Origin of the sequence: Rudaeicoccus suwonensis, assembly GCF_007829035.1 — a bacterium.
Classification (GTDB): Bacteria; Actinomycetota; Actinomycetes; order Actinomycetales; family Dermatophilaceae; genus Rudaeicoccus; species Rudaeicoccus suwonensis.
Genome location: NZ_VIVQ01000002.1, coordinates 361,476 through 380,308 on the forward strand (window position 1 = coordinate 361,476; position 18,833 = coordinate 380,308).

The 18,833-nt window shown below is 64.7% G+C and carries 19 protein-coding genes; 9 read left to right on the forward strand and 10 right to left on the reverse strand.

The window, feature by feature from the left end:
* Entirely contained in the window at nt 1–672 is a 672-nt protein-coding gene (locus tag BKA23_RS12890) for a haloacid dehalogenase type II (protein ID WP_145229088.1), read from the reverse strand.
* Between the two features lie 193 nt (nt 673–865).
* Between BKA23_RS12890 and BKA23_RS12895 the strand changes: the two genes are divergently transcribed.
* Genes BKA23_RS12895 through BKA23_RS12915 form a run of 5 tightly spaced genes read left to right on the forward strand, consistent with a single transcriptional unit; the run spans nt 866 to nt 5,403 of the window.
* Nucleotides 866–1,582 (forward strand): GntR family transcriptional regulator, encoded by a 717-nt coding sequence (locus tag BKA23_RS12895; protein ID WP_145229090.1) that lies wholly within the window; start codon nt 866–868, stop codon nt 1,580–1,582.
* Nucleotides 1,583–1,595: 13 nt separating this feature from the next.
* Nucleotides 1,596–2,564 carry an ABC transporter substrate-binding protein gene (locus BKA23_RS12900; RefSeq protein ID WP_145229092.1) on the forward strand — a complete coding sequence of 323 codons (969 nt, stop codon included), beginning with the start codon at nt 1,596–1,598 and terminating at the stop codon, nt 2,562–2,564.
* Between the two features lie 6 nt (nt 2,565–2,570).
* Entirely contained in the window at nt 2,571–3,443 is an 873-nt protein-coding gene (locus BKA23_RS12905) for an amino acid ABC transporter permease (RefSeq protein ID WP_145229094.1), read from the forward strand.
* Nucleotides 3,440–4,267, forward strand: a complete 828-nt coding sequence (locus BKA23_RS12910) for an amino acid ABC transporter ATP-binding protein (RefSeq protein ID WP_145229096.1) — start codon at nt 3,440–3,442, stop codon at nt 4,265–4,267. The genes BKA23_RS12905 and BKA23_RS12910 overlap by 4 nt, the downstream gene beginning before the upstream one ends.
* 2 nt (nt 4,268–4,269) lie before the next feature.
* Entirely contained in the window at nt 4,270–5,403 is a 1,134-nt protein-coding gene (locus BKA23_RS12915; RefSeq protein ID WP_145229098.1) for an FAD-dependent oxidoreductase, read from the forward strand.
* A 13-nt stretch (nt 5,404–5,416) separates the two neighbouring features.
* Here the strand turns inward: BKA23_RS12915 and BKA23_RS12920 are convergent, their stop codons facing one another.
* The 3 genes from BKA23_RS12920 to BKA23_RS12930 form a co-directional block, all read right to left on the reverse strand.
* The gene (locus tag BKA23_RS12920; protein WP_145229101.1) at nt 5,417–5,965 is read right to left on the reverse strand and encodes a GNAT family N-acetyltransferase; all 549 of its coding nucleotides are present in this window, start codon (nt 5,963–5,965) and stop codon (nt 5,417–5,419) included.
* Between the two features lie 26 nt (nt 5,966–5,991).
* Nucleotides 5,992–6,891 carry a LysR family transcriptional regulator gene (locus BKA23_RS12925; RefSeq protein WP_145229103.1) on the reverse strand — a complete coding sequence of 300 codons (900 nt, stop codon included), beginning with the start codon at nt 6,889–6,891 and terminating at the stop codon, nt 5,992–5,994.
* Nucleotides 6,892–6,954: 63 nt separating this feature from the next.
* Nucleotides 6,955–7,674: an SDR family oxidoreductase gene (locus BKA23_RS12930; protein ID WP_145229106.1), complete on the reverse strand. Its 720-nt coding sequence runs from the start codon at nt 7,672–7,674 to the stop codon at nt 6,955–6,957.
* Nucleotides 7,675–7,867: 193 nt separating this feature from the next.
* Between BKA23_RS12930 and BKA23_RS12935 the strand changes: the two genes are divergently transcribed.
* Nucleotides 7,868–8,452, forward strand: a complete 585-nt coding sequence (locus BKA23_RS12935) for a GrpB family protein (protein ID WP_145229108.1) — start codon at nt 7,868–7,870, stop codon at nt 8,450–8,452.
* A 46-nt stretch (nt 8,453–8,498) separates the two neighbouring features.
* Here the strand turns inward: BKA23_RS12935 and BKA23_RS12940 are convergent, their stop codons facing one another.
* Nucleotides 8,499–9,881, reverse strand: a complete 1,383-nt coding sequence (locus BKA23_RS12940; protein WP_170226514.1) for a CoA transferase — start codon at nt 9,879–9,881, stop codon at nt 8,499–8,501.
* A gap of 104 nt (nt 9,882–9,985) precedes the next feature.
* On the opposite strand from BKA23_RS12940, the gene BKA23_RS12945 reads away from it, so the two are divergent.
* Entirely contained in the window at nt 9,986–10,672 is a 687-nt protein-coding gene (locus tag BKA23_RS12945; protein WP_145229112.1) for a helix-turn-helix domain-containing protein, read from the forward strand.
* A 69-nt stretch (nt 10,673–10,741) separates the two neighbouring features.
* On the opposite strand, the gene BKA23_RS12950 is transcribed toward BKA23_RS12945, so the two are convergent.
* Nucleotides 10,742–12,967, reverse strand: coding sequence for an NEW3 domain-containing protein (locus BKA23_RS12950; RefSeq protein WP_145229114.1), 2,226 nt, complete (start codon nt 12,965–12,967; stop codon nt 10,742–10,744).
* A 291-nt stretch (nt 12,968–13,258) separates the two neighbouring features.
* Here BKA23_RS12950 and BKA23_RS12955 point away from each other — a divergent pair, with 291 nt between their 5' ends.
* On the forward strand, nt 13,259–13,780 hold the full coding sequence (locus BKA23_RS12955; RefSeq protein ID WP_145229116.1) for a LacI family DNA-binding transcriptional regulator: 522 nt from the start codon (nt 13,259–13,261) through the stop codon (nt 13,778–13,780).
* Between the two features lie 5 nt (nt 13,781–13,785).
* Here BKA23_RS12955 and BKA23_RS17680 read toward each other — a convergent pair whose 3' ends face one another.
* Complete coding sequence (locus tag BKA23_RS17680) at nt 13,786–13,956, reverse strand: hypothetical protein (protein ID WP_170226515.1); 171 nt, start codon at nt 13,954–13,956, stop codon at nt 13,786–13,788.
* A gap of 185 nt (nt 13,957–14,141) precedes the next feature.
* On the opposite strand from BKA23_RS17680, the gene BKA23_RS12960 reads away from it, so the two are divergent.
* Entirely contained in the window at nt 14,142–15,593 is a 1,452-nt protein-coding gene (locus BKA23_RS12960; RefSeq protein WP_145229118.1) for a GntP family permease, read from the forward strand.
* A gap of 39 nt (nt 15,594–15,632) precedes the next feature.
* Here BKA23_RS12960 and BKA23_RS12965 read toward each other — a convergent pair whose 3' ends face one another.
* From BKA23_RS12965 to BKA23_RS12975, 3 genes are all read right to left on the reverse strand, one after another.
* Nucleotides 15,633–16,562 (reverse strand): NADP-dependent oxidoreductase, encoded by a 930-nt coding sequence (locus tag BKA23_RS12965; RefSeq protein ID WP_342783613.1) that lies wholly within the window; start codon nt 16,560–16,562, stop codon nt 15,633–15,635.
* 79 nt (nt 16,563–16,641) lie between these two features.
* On the reverse strand, nt 16,642–17,265 hold the full coding sequence (locus BKA23_RS12970; RefSeq protein WP_145229120.1) for a cysteine hydrolase family protein: 624 nt from the start codon (nt 17,263–17,265) through the stop codon (nt 16,642–16,644).
* Nucleotides 17,266–17,378: 113 nt separating this feature from the next.
* Complete coding sequence (locus BKA23_RS12975; protein ID WP_145229122.1) at nt 17,379–18,710, reverse strand: hypothetical protein; 1,332 nt, start codon at nt 18,708–18,710, stop codon at nt 17,379–17,381.
* Nucleotides 18,711–18,833: the final 123 nt, after the last annotated feature.

Sequence of the window (18,833 nt, forward strand, 5' to 3'; positions counted from 1 at the left end):
TCAGTCGATTCCAAGCATCTGGTTCAGCTCGTCCAGCGAGTCGACATCGACATACCCGTAGGAGTGTGCAGCGGGGTCGTACCCGCGTCGCAGCATGACCAAGTTCCTGAATCCGAGGTCGTGCATCGGCATGATGTCGTAGCGCGTGTGGGATGAGACATGCAAAAAGTCCTCCGGCCGAGCATTCAGCTGCTCGACCATGTACTCGAACGCCTGGTACCGAGGCTTATAGACGCCCGCCTGTTCAGCGGTGAAGACCGCGTGGAACGGCGCTTCGAGCTTTGGCACAGACACGTCGAGAAACGCGGTGTCCGCGTTGGACAGAATCACCAGCTGATAACGCTCCGCCATCTTCGTCAAGGGCGCGACCACATTGTCGTGGGGGCCCCAGGACAGCACGGCCTCACCGAACTGCTCGCCAGCGCTCTCGTCTGACTCGATGCCCCACGTGCGGCAGGTGCGGTCGTACGCATCCTGAAGGACCTGTCGGTACGGGTAATAACTGCCGAGCACCTGGTCGTAGCGGTACTTGCTGAACGATTCGCGGAATGCGGGCCAATCCGCCTCGTCGATCTGACCACGAACGACCGTCCGTGTCGCAGCGTCGATCTGGTAGTTGATCAGCGTTCCGTAGCAGTCGAACGACACGTACTTCGGGCGGTAGTCGATCACGATTCATCGCTCCTGGCATCACTTGATTGAGGGTTGGGGTTGCCGGTGGATCGTCGGAAGATCGCTCATCCTCAGCCGGTACACGGACCGTACTCCCATTTCTGCATATTGTCGACAATATGACAGCACACCGTTGACACCATACAGTTGACGGGTCTACCTTTCACACCACCCGACACGAGGAGCCACCGCTGTGGACCCAGAACTGCGGCTAGCGCCGTTGCAATTCACCTCGACCACGGATCGGGTCAGCACCGAACTCCGGCGCCTGATCATTTCCGGGGCCCTGGCGCCGGGACAGGCCCTCAACGAGAAGGCCGTGTCGGACCAGCTCGGGGTGTCTCGTTCACCGGTGCGCGAAGCGTTTCAGCGCCTCGTCGCCGAACGCCTGCTCGTCTCCGAACGAAACAAAAGCGTCACCGTCAACACGTTCAGCGACACGGACATCGAGGAGATCTATGACGCGCGCATCGCCATCGAGAGTCACGCTGCTCGCGGCATCATCGCGGCTGGCTCAACGACCATCGACTCCACGGCGGCCCAGCTCGAGGTCGCATTGGACAACCTGCGGACTCAGCTGGATGTCGGCGATCGCTTGGCAGTTGCACATGCCGACCTCGCCTTCCACCAGCAGCTCGTCGCTGCTGGCGGTAACACCCGCCTCCTGGCGGCATACGAACTTCTCTCGGCCGAGACGCTGACCTGTATGGCGTGGCTGGAGAACGTCAAACCGTCGGGGGACGAACTGATGCAAGACCACCGGGATTTCATCGACGCGCTTCAGGCCCAGGATTCGGACCGGATCAGCGCCGTCATCACCCAGCACCTCTCCCGGGCGAATCTCAATCTCACCGCCAGCGATCCCGCTGAGCGGGCACTGCCAAACGTCGCTGATGCGCCCATCGATTGATCAGGAGTCACCCATGAAGAAACGAATCATTCCGGTGCTGGCCGCCGGCATCGCAGTTGCCGTGACCGGCTGTTCCAGTTCTGGCAGTTCCGGCACAGGCACCGGCGCCAGCAACAAGTCGTCCGGAGCGAGCAATGTCGCCGTCGGCACGGTCGGAAACATCGCCGCCGGGGTAGCTGCCGATCCGGCCGCGGTCGCCCTGCTGCCCGCTTCGGCGAAAGCCAACGGCACCATCTCTGTGGCGATGGACCTGCAGTACCCGCCGACGTCCTTCCTTTCCACCAGCAATCAGCCTGAAGGATTCAACGTCGACATCTCCCGGCTCATCGCTGCCAAGCTCGGCCTGAAACTGCAGATCGACAACGTCGCATTCGACACGATCGTCCCTGGCCTCACTGGAGGCCGGTACGACTTCACCGCGACCGACATGTCGGCCACGGCCGCCCGCCTCCAAGTGCTCGACATGATCAACTACTGGAGCGACGGCTCCTCTCTTGCGACCCGCTCCGGCAATCCCGAGAACCTGAGCATCAACAACTCGACAATCTGCGGCAAGACGATCGCGGTGATGACCGGCACTACCCAACAGGAGACCTATCTGCCAATCCTGTCGAAGCAGTGCACCACTGAAGGAAAACCTGCCGTCAAACAGGTAGTCCTCCCGGACGTCAACGGGGCTTTGACGCAGTTGGCGTCCGGACGAGTCGACGGCATTTTCTACGACACTCCATCTTTGGCGTACGCCGTTCAACAACATGGCGCGGCGTTCGAACTCGCCGGCGCTCAGTACGCCAAGCCCGCTGCGCTCGGCAATGATCTGGTCGCAATCGGGCTGGCAAAGAATTCACCCCTGACCAAGGCCGTGCAGAGCGCGATGCAGTCGATCATGGACAGCCCGCTGTATCTCAAGGCATTGAGCGACTGGGGCATGGGCGCCGGAGCGATCAAGACCGCGTCGATCGCAACGGCAGCAGCGGGCTGAGCCGGGATGGACGCCGCCGACAAGCCCCGGATCCATCGTCGTGGTGCCTACGAATACGCAATGTGGGCAATCTGCGTCATCGTGACCGCCGGGATCGCGTACACCCTGATCACTAATCCTCGGTACCAGTGGGGAGTCATCCGTCAGTACCTCACGGCCGGAACAGTGATGCGCGGCCTGTGGCTCACGATCTGGCTGACAGTTGTCGTGATGGTGATCGCCACTGTGCTGGGCTTGTTCGTGGCGGTGATGCGCTCCTCGAAAATCCTGCCCGTGCGCCTGCTCGCGATCGGATACATCAACCTGTTTCGTGGGACTCCGGTGCTGGTGCAGTTGATTCTGTGGTTCAACATCGCAGCGCTGTATCCGAACATCCGGCTCGGCATACCGTTCACGCCGCTTGAGGGAAAGCTCGACACCAACTCCCTCATCAGCGCCACGACCGCGGCAATCATCGGGCTGTCGCTCAACGAGGCGGCATACATGGCCGAGATCGTCCGCGGTGGGTTCAATTCTGTCTCCAAGGGACAGTTGGAGGCAGGCGACTCGCTCGGAATGAGCGAGAGCATGAAGATGCGAAAGATCATCATTCCTCAGGCCATGCCCACCGTCATACCGGCCACGGGCAACCAGTTCATCAGCATGCTGAAGGAGACGTCGCTTGTCAGCGTGCTCGGCGTCGCCGACCTGCTGCAAAGCGTGCAACTGATCTACGCACGCACCTTCGAGACGATCCCGATGCTGCTGGTTGCGTGCATCTGGTACCTCGTGATTTCGATCCTGCTGAACTACCCGCAGTCGAAGATCGAGGCCCACTACGGCAAGTCCACTCGCGCTGTTCACACGAGACCGACACCACTGACGGAGGTTCCGGCATGAGCGACGACATCGGCCGTCCTTCGACCACGCCATTCCGACCGCCGGGGTTGGGCGATGCGGACGGACCAGGAACCGTGCACATTCGCAAGTTGGTGAAATCCTTCGGTTCGCACACAGTGCTGAAGGACATCAACGTCGACATCGCCCTCGGTGAGGTCTGCGTTCTGATCGGGCCCAGCGGATCGGGCAAGTCCACCCTGCTGCGATGTATCGACGGGCTCGAAGAGATCGACTCCGGTGTGCTGAAGGTCAACGGCGAACACCTCGGGTACGCCGAAGTGGACACGCACTTTCGGCCCCTGTCGAGAATCGAGCGGCGACGCCAGCGCACCCAGATCGGGATGGTCTTCCAACAGTTCAATCTGTTCCCCAATCTCACCGCGCTGGAGAACATCACCGTCGGGCAGACGATGGTCAAGAAGACCTCCAAATCCGAAGCACGGGAACGCGCGCTCGAACTTCTCGCCCGTGTCGGTCTTCAAGGGCACGACGATCACTACCCGATCCAGCTGTCCGGTGGCCAACAGCAGCGAGTCGCAATCGCGCGATCGCTGGCGATGGACCCGAAGGTGATGTTGTTCGACGAGCCCACGTCCGCCCTCGACCCCGAACTCGTCGGCGATGTGCTGGATGTCATGCGCCAACTGGCCGATGACGGTATGACGATGCTCGTCACGACCCACGAGATGGGCTTCGCCAGAGAAGTCGCCAACAGCCTGCTCTTCATGGCCGACGGTTACATCGTCGAGCGCGGGGATCCACGCGAGGTTCTCGCGGACCCGAAGGAAGCTCGCACCAAACAGTTCCTGAAGAAGGTGTTGTGACAATGACCGACGCACACATCGGAGTCATCGGCACCGGCAGCATCGGCAGCATGGCGATGTGGCAGGCGACCCGACATGAGACCTCGGTCATCGGTTTCGAGGCCAAGACTCCCGCGCACCCGCGCACCGCCGTTGGCGGCGACTCGCGTCTGTTCCGTATGACGTACCGCGGCACCGATCCTTACTTCCCCATCCTGAAGCGCTCCCGCGAGCTGTGGCTGGAACTGGAAAAAGATTCAGGCTCATCGGTTTTCGGACAGTGCGGAGGGCTGTCCATCGGCCACCGCGACGGCTCGTACATCCCGGCGCTGCTGGAGTCGATCGACGCATGCGGTGCGGAGCATCGGATCCTTGACCATGCGGAAATGAAGGAGCGCTACCCCCAACACGACCTGGATTCCGACGAAGTCGGGGTCTGGGACGCGCAGGCGGGGTACCTGCGAACGGACGCTGCGGTGCTGGCCGCACTGACCTGCGCGCGGGAGCGCGGCGCGACGGTCCTGACGGACACCAACATCACCTCGGTGACCGAGCACAACGACTACGTCGAAGTCAGCGATGGCGACCAGTCGTGGACGGTCGACCGCCTCATCGTCACAGGTGGGGCCTGGGCCGGCGGGATCCTTCCGGACGCACTTCAACGCCGGGTGTATCCGGCGCGAATCTTGTTGACCTGGTTCGGAACTCAGCGCCCGGACCTGTTCACCCCGGAGGTCTTCCCGATCTTCATCCGGATTGCCCGAGGCACGTCGATGTATGGCGCGCCGTGTCTGGACGGCGCATCGGTCAAGGCCAGTCTCGACGGGCGTGCCGAACGTGCCGATGATCCGTCCGACCTTCTGCGCGAACCAACTCTCGGTGAGATGACTGAAGTGCGAGGCACCGCTGCGAGCTACTTCCCCGATCTGGTTCCGTACGTCGTACGTGCCGACACCTATCCCGACCTCTACACCGACGACGGGGCGCCGTTGCTCGGTTTCGCGCCCGGATCACGGCGAGTGGTCCTCGCGACAGGCTTCTGTGGAGCCGGGTTCAAAATGGCGACCGGTTACGGGCAGATCGCTGCCGATCTTGCGCTGGACCCAAACTCGGCGAGGACCCCGAAATTCACTGATCCTGCTCGGTTCATGGTGTGAGGAAGCAAATCGGTCAGACCTGCCTCTCCGCGAACGTCCGGATTTCCGCCACGGCGAGAGTCTGCTCCGCGTCGTACTCGACGAACGAGTCCCGTATGACGAAGCCCAGTCGCGCCGCCAGTGCCAGCGATCGCGCATTGCTCGTCTGGGTGACCAGGAGCACGGGTTGGTCAGGCAACTCGGAAGCGGCGGCGTGCAAGACTGCCGTCGCCGCCTCCGATGCATACCCGAACCCCCAAAACCGCTGCCGCAGAACATAGCTCAGTTCCAGCTCGTCACCCTGAGGGAGGACATGCCCTGGGCGGTCGACCGCTCGCCGATCCAGAACGATCGTTCCGGCGAACTCTCCGTCGGCGTCGACAACGTAAGTGCCCGGCTGCAGGGCAATGGCCGCGGTACCACCGTTGCTCAGGAAGTGCTGCACCTCGGCGCGAGACCGCGGACCTCCGAGGTGGGTGCGCACGACCGGATCCGTCTGCAGCTCGACCAAACCGTCGACGTCCGACGGCTGCGCCCGCCGCAATAACAGTCGCTCGCTGCGGATCTCGATCGCCGAAACCATCGACGGTCCGTGGCCGACAGGGCCGCTCAACCGGCGTCACCCACCACGACGCCAGCCGTGTCGAGTGCGAGTTCGATTGCAGCATCGATGATCTCGCTCTTCCTGCCGACCTCGCACACCAGCGCGATGTCGCTGGGTGCGAGGTCGGTCACCCGGCAGTACGCCACGTCCGGGCGTGTGTAGAAGTTGGCGGCGGACTCCGGAAGGATCGCGATGCCGACCCCTGCTGCGACATACTCCAACTTCTCCTCGACGGTCGTCGGCATCGGCAGATCGATGGGTCGATCGGCGAGGCCGTTGACCCGCAGCCGCTCCGCGGCATCACGCCACTCGGGAACCGCGTCGACATCTTGCAGCAGCTCCAGGTCGACGAGGTCGGCCACGCGGAGCGCGGGTCGACGCGCGAGAGGATGACCGACAGGCAGTGCGACCAACCTCGGCTCGCTCGCCATCGGCACGACGCGTAGACCTCGCCGCGGCACCGGCAACCGGACGATGCTCACATCGGCGCGCCCATCGCGGACCACCTCGACCTGGTCCTCCCAGGAGCTGCGCAGCACCTCCACGCGGGTGCCGCTGAACCGGGCAGACAACTCTCGCGCCATACCGGTGACGATGACACCCGGCATGAAGGCGATAGTGAACCGCGCTTCGCCTCGACCATGCACCCTCGCACGCCGCTGAAAGGCGACCGACGACGCCAGCAGCCCGCGGGCATCGTCGACGAGGGCAGTCCCCGCAGCTGTGAGCTCGGTGCCACGACTGGATCGCTCGAACAAAATGGCGCCGAGTTCCTTTTCCAGCGAACGCAATTGGCGACTCAGAACGGGTTGCGCGATGTGCAGCGTCTCCGCGGCGCGGCTGAAGGTTCCGCCGTCGACGATCGCGAGGAAGTATCGCAACTTCCGCAGATCAAGATCGCTCATGGGATCACGGTATGCCGATGCCGCCGACGAGGCCCGTATGCCGATCTCGCCATGCCATGACGGTCAGACGAGTATGGTGCCGCCGTCGACGACGCTGATCGTGCCTGTGACGAAGTCACTTTCCATCAGCGCGACGTACGCCTGAGCCACATCGGAGGTTTCGGCAACCCTGCCGGCAGGAATCGACGCCGCCTGCGCGGCATACATCTGTGCCTGATCGTCAGCCGACATCGCTGCCCACAACGGTGATCGGACGATGCCGGGCGCGACAGCGTTGACCCTGATCGGCGCGAGTTCGACAGCGAGCGCCTTCGTGGCGCCGATGACGGCATTGCAGATCGCCGACCCGAGCGTCCACCCTGCGGCCGGCCGGAATGCAGCAGTGCCGCTCGTCAAGACGATCGAACCACCTTGTCGCAGAATAGGACTCGCAAGATGGATCGCCTGTAGCGCTGTGAAGAAGCGGAGTTCGAAGAACTCCCGGGCGGCAGTCGCGTCGTACTCCGCGAGCGGCATCGACCGCAGACCCTCCCCCGCGGTGATCACCAGGTGATCGAACGGTGCAGCTGCGTCGAAGAACGCCTCGAGCGCACCGTGATCGGTCAGGTCGACGACGTGACCCTCGGCGCCCGTCGGCAACTCGGCCAATGCCGTATCGACGCTGGACTGCCGACTCGACACCACCACGACCTCGGCCCCCGCTCGTGCAGACGCGACTGCTGTCGCCAGGCCAATCCCGCTCGTTCCACCGAACAGGACGACACGCTTGCCGTTCAACGACATTGATCCCTCTCCGCCGATCACCGTGTGTGATCCGACGACCTCGAGTCTCGGGCCGCAGGACGCTCGACGTCCAAGACCTCCTTTGTCTCCCGCGATACCTCAGAGGTATGACGCCTTTGACCGTTATCAGTGCCACGTCCGACCGCGGTCAAGCGCAAAAGAAGCGGACCGGCAGCGGCAGTAGCCTCATGAGATGCCGTTCCCCGACGAGACCGCGCTGACAAACGTGACGATCGCTCTCTACCAGAGCAACTGGGCCGTCGAGGGCCGTGACTTTGCACACCAATTGCGCCGACTGGTGCCCGATGCTGCAGCCATTGAGCACATCGGTTCGACTTCGATTCCGGGAATGCGCGCGAAGGACTGTCTCGACATGATGGTCGTTGTCGACGACATATCGAGCACGTCGGCAGGTTCGGCACTTGAAGCAGCTGGCTTTCGCCGTCGCCCGGAGCCGTGGAACGTCGAAGAGCCTGCCGAGGGCCGGTTGTGGCCAAAGATGGTGTTCGCTCCGCGGGTAGGTGCTCGTGCTGTCAACATTCATGTTCGGCCGGTCGATGCGCCGACGACTCGCCGCGCCCTGCTCTTCCGCGACTTCCTCAGCGCTGACACATTCCATCGCGACACGTGGGCGCGGTTCAAAACCGCTGCCGCGGCAGTGACGACCGAACTCTCCTCATACGGTGCGATCAAAGATCCCGCATGGCTTCTGCTGATGGAGGTCGCTGAGCAATGGGCCGCCACGACGAATTGGAATCCGTCATATCTGAGCGACTGACCTCGAGTTCTCGCTGATCACGCCCCTCGCGAGCGGTGCCAACCAGTCACCAGCACAGCGGCGACGAGCCGAGCGGAGCACTGGTTCCGACAGTGCTCTCCCACGGCGGATCCACTGCGACGAATGACGGAAGCGTCCGCACGTCACCAAACGGCCCCGGCCGCGAGACCAGCTCCACGTCGTTGAGTCGCTCGCGCAGATCCCCGCTACGCGTGCGTCCGGCGAGCAGCCCGAACGACTGCACCCACGTGCACACCCGCGCCAGATCGACGTGCACGCGCCAACTGCCACCCGACTGCAGCTGGCGCGCCAGCGCAGCGCTGACACCGGCCGACAGCAAGAAAGCGGCCACATAGTCGTTCAACAAGTATGTCGGTGGCAGACTCGCGTGGTCGCCACCTTCCTCGAATGCGAATCCCGTTGCCGAGCAAGCAAGTTGGTCGAATCCGCCGCGATCTCCCCATGGCCCGTCCGGCCCCCAGCCGTGCACATCGGCCACCACCAGACCCGGGTGGCGCTGCGCCAAGCTCGCGGCATCGATGCCGAAACGCTCCAGGTGGCGGTATCCGTGGATCACCACATCCGCCTGCGCAAGAGCCCATTCGAACTCCTCGCGGTCACTCTCGACTCGCAAGTCGCAGAACGCATTCCGCTTGCCGGCACCCGTCTCGATGATCATCGCGTTCGGGTCGGGCCGATCCGGTCGCGACAGGTGCAGCACGTCCGCACCCAGTTCCGCGACGAGCCGTGCGGCCACCGGTCCGGCGATCACGTGAGTGAGATCCAGCACCCGAATCCCGCTGAGCGGTGGTTCGACCACGCCGAGAGCGCCGCGCACCCGGCTCGGAGCCGCCCCGATCCGCTCCACGCTCACCGCCGGGGTCTCCGCGATCGCGCGGCCGGCCTCGCTCTGCTGCCATTCCTCGCTCGAGCGCACCATGGTCGCTGTGCCGCCGACGGCGTTGATCGCCTCCTCCAGGTCAAGGGCGCGCCACCGCGCTACTGCCGCCGTGATCGCCGCCCGGTTCGGCGGACAACCGAGCACCGCCAGCGCCCTGTCTCTCAGATGCGGGAACGACAGCAGCACGAAGATCTCGCGACCGTCGGCGCAGCGGTAGAAACCGCTGTCCCCCAACAGATTCGGGTCCTCCATCGTCGTGACCATCGGCACCCGACCGATGCGTGTGCCGAAGGCCGCCATCAGTTGCAGGATCGCGTCCTCGGTGCGCACGGTCACCGAACGCGCGGGCCCGCCTCGCAGCCGCGCGAACTCAACCGACGCCACACCATGCGCGGCCATCGCTGCAGCAGCCGTCTTGCCCAACAGATGCGGCGATCCGGTCTCCGGTTCATCCCCGAGCACGTGTGCCGCGCCGGCATCCTCCAGATCGAGAATACGCAACAGGTGCGCCAGCGGTTCCTCAGTCATCGGCAGCCCTCTCCATCGGTGTGCGGCATCAAAGCTCACCTCAACCATCCCCAACACCGCACGCGCAGCACACGACTTTCGGATATGCGGAAGACTTGGCCACTATGAAGACGCATCGCACCGTCGACCGGATCACCGACATTCTCGACGCGGTCGCGCGCTCGCAGCGCGGGATGTCGGCGTCCGAGGTCGCGACGACGTTGCAGGTTCCGATGAGCTCGGCGCACGACCTGCTCACCGGGCTGGCCGCGCGAGGGTGGTTGGTCCGGGATGGGTCGAGCTACCGAATCGGTTCTGCGCCATACGTTCTGGGAGTTGTGGCTGGTGGAGGAGATCCGACATACGGCGTCGACATCGACGAGGTGGCCCGGCGATGCGCACTGCCCGCCGCGATCGCCGTCCGCACGGGTGCGACGGTGCTCTACACCAGTCGCTCGAGTCGCGTGGTGGACGATCGACTGAGCTACATCGCGGATGCGCACCTGCCGCGACGTCTCCTGGCCACCGCCGCCGGCCGGCTGCTGGTCGCTCTCGCCCCCACCCAGAACCGCCGTGCGATCCTCGCCGACGAGCGCCGGAGCGACCGCGACGTGGTGCGCGCCTTCGAGGCAGCCCTCCCGACCATCCGGCGCGAGCGGATCGCCTGGAGCGACGGTATGGCGGATCCCGGCGTCGCGGCCGTCGCGGTCGCCATAGGCCAAGCACCGATTGCCGCAGCGATCGTCGTCTTCGGTCACCGCGACCATGACCGCGAGACCCTCCGTGCCGCGGCTGCGATCCTCACCGAATGATCCTCTGCCACAACGGAATTGGCCCGGCATACGCCGCGTATGGCGCATGCCGGGCCGGCCGCCGACTACTCAGACCCGATCGTCGACTCCCGACGAGGGGCGGACATCAGGACTTGAAACCCACTGCGAAGACGTGGATCGCCGAATCGTTGGGCAGGGTGATCTTGGCGACGGTCTTGCCCGCCAACAACGGGATCGAGTTGTAGAAGATCCGGTAGGCGTAGGCCTGGTGGCCAGGCCGGTCGGCGTGTAGCGGCCCATGGTGCTGATCGCGACGGTGGCGCCCATGTCGGTGCCGTTCTCGAAGCTCCAGTTCGGAAAGCCGACGCTGGCCGACGACGTCGTGCCGTCGGTGTAGGTCACTGTCACCGTGCCCGGCTGGTCGATCGCCGATCCGGACCCGAGGAAGGCCAACGCGCTCCCGCTGCCGGTGAGCGTGATGGTCTGCCCGTTCGCCTGCACGTTGTCCGCCGTGCCTGCGGCGGCGCTGGGCCAGGTGAAGCTCACTCCGCCTGACGTGACCGTGGCTCCTGGCGTTGCACCCGCCGCGGCCAGCAGCTCAGCTGAGAAACTGTTGTTCGACCCGTCGAAGTTGCCGACCGCGTAGTTCGAACTGTCAGTGATACCAATGTTGTTGAACGCCGACGCCAGCGACGGGTAGGCCCGGTTGGAGTAGATGTCGTCCTCCCCCGCGACGCTGGCTCGTGTCCCGTCGGACACGTAGCTCAGGCTTGCCGTCAGGATTGTCGTGTCCGGTCCGGGTGGCGGGGTCGTCGCACCGGAGACGAAGAAGGCGACAGTCTGCGAGGCGCCCGGCTTCAGCCGACCGACCTTGCCCACAGTCGGCGCAACGCTCCAACCGGTCGGCACCGACAGCGTCATACTTCCCGAATTCACCGCACTGGGGCCGTTGTTCGTCACCGTCACCTTGATCGGCGTCTTCTTGCCCGTGGCCAGCGCGCCGTTGGCGAACGCCATACTCACCGCCGAGGCGAGCTTGCCGGTCGTGCCGCGATGCACGCGATACATCACCGTGCCGTGCGCCGGGACGACCGCGGAGATCTGACCGTTGGTCGCGGTCTGGTGCCCGCTGACCAGATCGGTCAGCGTGAACGGACCGGCGCCCTTGAGGCCGGCGGTCAGCGCTGTGGTGCTGATCGTCTGCGAGGTGTTGCCGGAGTTGAACAGCACGACCGACGCGTCACCGCCGGCGAGCGGCTTGGTCAGCACGTTGTAGTTCTTGCCGCGTTGCACGATGTGACCCTGCACGCCGAGGGAGTCCTGGTCGACGGCGATGATCCGCTTGTTCCCCAGGATGGCGAGCGCTTGCGGAGTCAACTTGGTCAGGTCGGTGCTGCTGATCAGCGGCGCGGACATCTCCGCCCACAACGACATCTGCGACTGCATCTCGGTCGTGCTCAGCCCGGAGTCACCGGTCAGCAGGAAGTCGGGGTCGTTCCAGTGACCAGGCCCGGCATACTTCCCGAGGCCCACGTTGTAGCTGTAGTTGTAATCGATCGCGTCCCACTTGGCGTCGCCCGACTCTTGGCCGAGCGCGGTGTCGGCGCCTTCACGCCAGAGGTTCGCGACCTTGCTCGCGTCCGAGATCGAAGACTGCCAGTCCGAGGTGCCCTGGAAGTACGCAGGCATCGAGTCGGAGAACACGATCTTGCGGCCGGTGGCCACGAGGTCGGCGCTGAACGTCTGATACTCCTTCTGATAGACCGCGAGCGCGCTTTGACCGCTCGCGACCGGCACATTGCAGCCGTCGAGCTTGACGTAGTCGACGCCCCACGACGCGAACGTGTCGGCGTCCTGCTTCTCGTGTCCCCACACGCCCGGATAGCCGCCGCACGTCTGCGTGCCGGCGTCTTCATAGAGACCGAACTTGAGCCCAAGAGCGTGAATCTGCTTGCCCAGCCACGCCATTCCCTTCGGAAACAGCGTCGGGCTCGCCTGCAGCGTGCCGTTCGACGAGCGTGTCGGAGCCAGCCAGCAGTCGTCGACGGTGACAGTGTCGTAGCCCTTCTTCGCAAGACCACTGGTGACCAGCGCCTTCGCCTGGGCGAGGATCAGCTGCTGGCTGATGTTGCACTGGTAATACGACCAGTCGTTCCAGCCCATCGGCGGCGTCAGAGCCAACCCGTTGTAGGACGGGGCCGGGTTGCCGGGCTTGACCGTCGTGGATCCTGCTGCGGGTGTCGCGGCTCGACTCGTCGCCATCGCGGGCGAGACGCCGGCGGCTCCCACGGTCACCATGACGGCCACCGTCAAAGAGGTCCTGCGTAACTGCATGACGTGCTCCTAGTGGTGCATCGATACGGGCTGACGCGGGCGCGCCAGCGGGGAGATCGGCCGACTCGTTTTGCGACCGCCTTCGCAGACTAGGGCAGATTCGGTGATCGACGTAGATTGCGAGAAGATTATTTCGATCAAATTCGATCATCGCCGGCCCCCAACGAGCCTCGCTTCGTCATCCAGCACGGGCCGGTTAAAGTTCGATCCATCACGTATGCCGCAGCGCAGTCCCGCCACTGGTGGTCGCCGCGGCGCCACGCACGGTGTTCTTTCGAAGGAGGCCCCGACATGAAACGCGTCTCTCTGGCGGATGTGGCCCGCGCTGCCGGCGTCGGCAAGGCCACCGCATCGCGAGCGCTCTCGGGCAACGAGGAGGTCGGTATGGCGACCCGCGCCCGCATCCTCGACATCGCCGAATCGATGGGATACCAACCGAATCGGACCGCGCAGTCGCTGCGCACGGGACGTTTCAACGTCGTTGCGCTCTTCGTGCCACTGAGCGAGCCGTGGGTGGGCGAGGTGATCCGCGACTGCGCGATCACCGCATCCGCGGCCGGTCACCAGTTGCTGATCCAGGACAGCGCCGGCCTCGAGGCGATGACCTCACCGGCGGCCTACCTGCGCAGCCTTGCGGCGGACGGGTTGTGCGTCGTCGGCGCCAGCCATCGGGTGGCGGATGCTCTGACGACGACCCCCGTCATACCGACGCTGACATTGCTCACGGGTGACGACGAGGCGACCCCGACCGCTCAGGTCATCGATCAGGCAGTCGCGCGAATCTGCTCGGACGACGCGCACCGCCCAGCCTGACGATCTCACCCGACGGCCTCCCCCCGGATGACGACGAAGACGACGACCGACATCAGGACGAGAAGCACCGCGAAGGCGATGAAGATCCAGGCATCGGACCTCGACAGCGGTTCGGCGAATTCATCGCGCAGGCCTGGAGCCCCCGGCGCCAGATAGCTGAACCACGTTGGTAACACTGCAAACCCGGCCCGACGACAGGCCCGGCTGACTCCCTTGGGCAAGCCCCGCGAGGCAGGTGCCGGGCCACCGCCGTCGCATAAGCCACTTGACCGGAGTGTGACCCTCGTCATACGTTTGGAATCGATTCCGGAACGGCGCGCCTCGCCGGCAGCGCAGTTCAATCCATCGTGAGGACCCCTGCATGAGTGCACATTCCTGGTATCTCCTGGCGCTGCTGGTGGCGTCGATCGTCGTCCTGGTGACGCTGATCAACTCGCGGCTGAAGTTCCACCCGTTCGTCGCACTGATGGTCGTGTCGGTCGCGGTCGGCATCTTCGCCGGCGAACCCGCGGCCAAGATCGGCTCCTCGATCGAGAGCGGCGCCGGCGGCATCCTCGGCAACGTGGGTGTGACACTCGCGCTGGGCGCGATGCTCGGCCGGTTGCTGTCGGACTCAGGTGCCACTGACCGGATCGCCACGGCGATCGTGGACCGCTCATCGACGGCTGTGCTGCCATATGCGATGGGCGCCGCAGCCTTCGTCATCGGCGTGCCGATGTTCTTCGAAATCGGCCTGATCGTGTTGCTGCCGCTGGTGTTCAGCGTTGCGCAACGGGTTCGCGAGGAACGTCCCGAGGCAGGCTCGCCATACACGATGTTGGTCGTGCCGACGATCGCTGCTCTGGCAACACTGCACGGCATGGTGCCGCCACACCCTGGGCCGCTGGTCGCAGTCGACGGACTGCACGCCAACCTCGGCAAGACCATCGTGCTCGGCCTGCTGTGCGCCATCCCGACCGTCATCGTCTCCGGCCCGCTCTACGCCCGGTTCATCTCCCGTCGCGTCGAGATCGAGCCTGACGCAGCACTCGTGGCGCAGTTCACCACCGCGGCGGCCGGCCCGACGAATGCACTCGCCGGCACTGGTGTGCCGGTGGGATCCGTGCATCGCAGCGTGGGCGAAGGCGAACCGAAGACCACCCGTCAGGCAAACATGGGCCTGGCCATCTGCGCGATTCTGATCCCCGTCGTGCTCATGTTGTTCCAGACGGTGGTGCAGGTCTGGTTCTCGCACGACAGCGACATTTCCGACGTTGCGACGCTCGTCGGCACACCTGTCGTCGCGATGCTGATCGGCTTCCTGTTCGCTTTGTTCGCGCTGGGTTTCGGCACTGGCCAGGATGGCGAGACGCTGCGGCGCTCGGTGTCCGAGTCGCTGAAAGCCGTCGTCGGCATCCTGCTGATCATCGGTGGTGGCGGCGCGTTCAACGGCGTGCTCGAGACGACCGGCATCGGCGGCGCGATCGCGTCGGCCGCGTCGCACACCAACGTGAATGTGATCGTGCTCGGCTGGCTGCTCGCGCTGCTGCTGTCCGCGTCCACCGGTTCCGCGACCGTCGGCATCGTCTCGGCCACCGGCATCGTCGCGCCGTTGGTGCATGACGGATCGTCCTGGCACACCTCGTTGGTCGTGCTGGCGATCGGAGCCGGTTCGATCGGTTTGAACTACGTCAACCACGCCGGCTTCTGGCTGGTCAAAGAATCCTTCGGTATGTCGATGACCAATGCCACCAAGGTGCACACCGCAGTGCAGACGCTGGTCAGTGTGGTGGCCTTCATCTGCATCCTGGTGCTGTCGATCTTCATCCACTAACCGGCGCCGCACAGCCGCCGAAGGCTCGTCATCGAGGTATCACGACACGTCGATGACGAGCTTTCCGTTGCTGTGGCCAGACCTGCTGCGCTCGAATGCCGTTGCCACATCGGCAAGTCCGAATCTTTCTGCGATGTCGATCCGCAGCCCACCACTCGCGGCCAGATCGGCCAACCACTGCAACTCCGCGCCGTCGGGACGCACCCAGATCCACAACCCGCCGTGCTGTTCGACGGACGGATCCGCGATCGACGCGTGCCGACCGCCCGATGCAAGCACGGCCAGAGTGTCTTCGAGAACTCCACCGACCAGGTCCGCCACCGCATCGACACCATCGGGCGCGATCTCACGAACGCGGTCGACGAGTCCATCGCCATACGCGACAGGTATGACGCCGAGATCGCGCAGCGCGTCGTGATTGCTCGGCGAGGCTGTGCCGATGACGGTCGTCGCGCCGAGCTCACGGGCCAGTTGGACGGCGAATCGGCCGACACCGCCCGCGGCCGCGTGCACGAGCACGGTGTCACCGGTCCCGACGTCGAGTCGGCGCATCACACGTAGGGCGGTCAGCCCGGCGAGTGGGAGGGCGGCGGCGCCAGCCCAGTCGAGCTCGGCGGGCTTGGTGGCGAGCGCCCGCACGGGCACGGTGACCAATTCGGCGAAGGTTCCGCCGTGCACCCAGTCCTTACGGGCATACGCCAGAACCTCGTCCCCAGAGGCGAATTCGGGCGTGTCAGGACCAACGGCACGTATGACGCCGGCGACATCCCAACCGGGCACGATCGGGAAGCTGGCCTCCATCATCCCGTCGAGGCCGCCTGCCATGAGCTTCCAGTCGACCGGATTGACACCGGCGGCACGGACCTCGACGAGCGCTTCGCCGGGGCCGACCTTGGGATCCGGCACGTCGCGGATCTGCAGAACGTCGTTGTCACCGAACTTGTCGTATGTCGCTGCACGCATATTCATGGCAAGGTGCTGCGCGGCCCCGGTATTCCGTGACGTGCGGCACCTCGTCGCGAGGCGACGCGTCCTCCCGGGAGGACGGTCAGGCCGGCAGTGCTTCCACCACCGCTGTCGACTCCAGCGGGTGGGAGAACATCGGGTAGTCGTAGGTGATCGCGTTGTCGTGCTCCGCGGCCGAGGTGGCCGCCATACAGTCCGTCAAAGTGATGACGCGGTAACCATTTTCGTAGGCCGAGCGCATCGTCGACTCGACGCAGCAGTTGGTGAGGAAGCCGCCGAGGATCACCGTGTCGATGCCCTTGCTGCGCAGGATGAAGTCGAGGTTGGTGCTGGCGAAGGTGTCGAGGCCGCGTTTGCCTTCGATGAGTATGTCGCCGTCCGCGAGCGCGAGGTCGTCGACGATGTCGGCGCCCCACGTGCCTTTCACGAAGGCGTTGCCACCGACGACTCCGGCGAGGATGCCGTAGGGGTGTCGCGTGAGCTCGCCGAAACCGGGCGCGAAGGTGATCGGAGCGTGCATGATCGTGACACCCGCCGCGCGCGCTTTGTCAACAAACGCAACGGTGTTCGCGAGCATGCCGGTCTTGTCCATCACCGGCGCGACGGCGTCGTGCAGCACCCCACCGGGCGAGGTGAACTCGTTCTGAAACTCGATCAGGACCACCGCTGTGCGCGACGGGTCGAGGGTGAGCTGGTCTTCGGACATGGGGACCTCCGTGCGGGTCGGTGCAGGAATGCGACAACGTCCATGCAACTCCGCAGCGGGCCTCACGACAAGAGGGTGCTTGACCGGTGGCGCTCGCACTCGCCGCTGATCGCTCAGATGTCGAGGATTCCGTCGACGGCTCTTTCCACGGGTGGCAGCGCCTTCGTGGCGATGTCCTCGTCCAAATATGCGCCGGCGTGCTTGTGAGCTACCGGAAAACCGTCGTCGGTGAACACCCGCATCGTGCGCCGCATGACAACGCCGTCACGCACCGGATGACGGAAGGTCATCACCACGCGCGTCTCGGGCCAATCGCCTTCAACCGCTATGGCAAAGTCAGTCGGCTTACCCGGCCAGCGAAGAAGCGGATTCGGCTCGACGACAGGCGGTCCTTCGAAGCCCTGAAACATCTCGCGGAGAGCCTCGATGCTGTGGTCGATCTGCTGCTGCGGTGGGCGCGGGTGACGCGGAGCGAAGTGGGTGATATCGACGGCGTCGGCTGCCAGAACCGTGCGAACGCCACGGCTGCTGGTGACCGCGAAAACCGAAGCACCACAGTCGGGTTCAAATGGTCGCCATGCACCTTGGGTGACGCTGACCCACATCTCATCACCCACCTGCTGCAGGTCTGAGACGCGGCCCACACCGAGATCGACGCGCAGCACCTCCTCGCCCGTGTCCAGGTCGTGCGCTGCGAGGTTCGCGTGCCGATCAATGCGGTCGCCACCCGGGTCGGCACCGGCCCACCAAAGGCGGCCCAGCGCAGGCAAGCCATACCTGATGATCAGGTCGCGATCCTTGTTCAGCCAGATCCAAGCGTGCGGGCGATGACCGGTTGGGTCGGCTTCGGGAGTCTCACTTGCTTCAGTCGCCTCCATGCCCCGGGCAAGGAGCTCTTCGCGGGTGGCTGTGAAAGCCGAGATCGGAGGTCCGAAGCGCCACCGGACGGCGTCGGGTGTGTGCACGATGTGCGGTTCGCAGAAGAGCACCCACACGCGGCGATCGCGGGCTGTCACGGCAAAGACCGGCCTCTCGGTGACGATCTCGGTGCTAGTGCCGTCGGGATGGATCGCCACAAGACGGCCCGACGGCATCTTCGGCGGCCGATCCATCGGTGGCGCAGGGTCAAGATCTGAGCGGTCGACGAACCATGCGGTGTCCGGATCCGCGCCCGTCAACCACAGAGGCGCGTCCACCTCCGCCGTACGCACCGCGTCCAGCCGCGCCCACACGACCCGATTTCCTTCTCGGACAACGATTCCCACGCCGTCTCGTATGGCGATGTGGTCTCGCTCGTCGTCCACACGCGTCTCGGGCCAAGGCCATCCGACGGCAGTGAACGAGCCGTTTGCGGCCACGGCCACAGCAACCGGCCAGAAGGCGTCGACCAGCCAGGTGTGGTCTCCGCTGGGGACAATCCTTCCGGGGCGCAGGTATCGAGTCACCCAAGCACCTTACGAGTCAGGGCAATCCAGGCGATAGTAGCTCTCTCAATTCCCGTGCTCCGCAACGCAATTCGGCATTTGACCTGAACTGGGTCGTTTGACTGCACACCTAAGCGGAGCCGC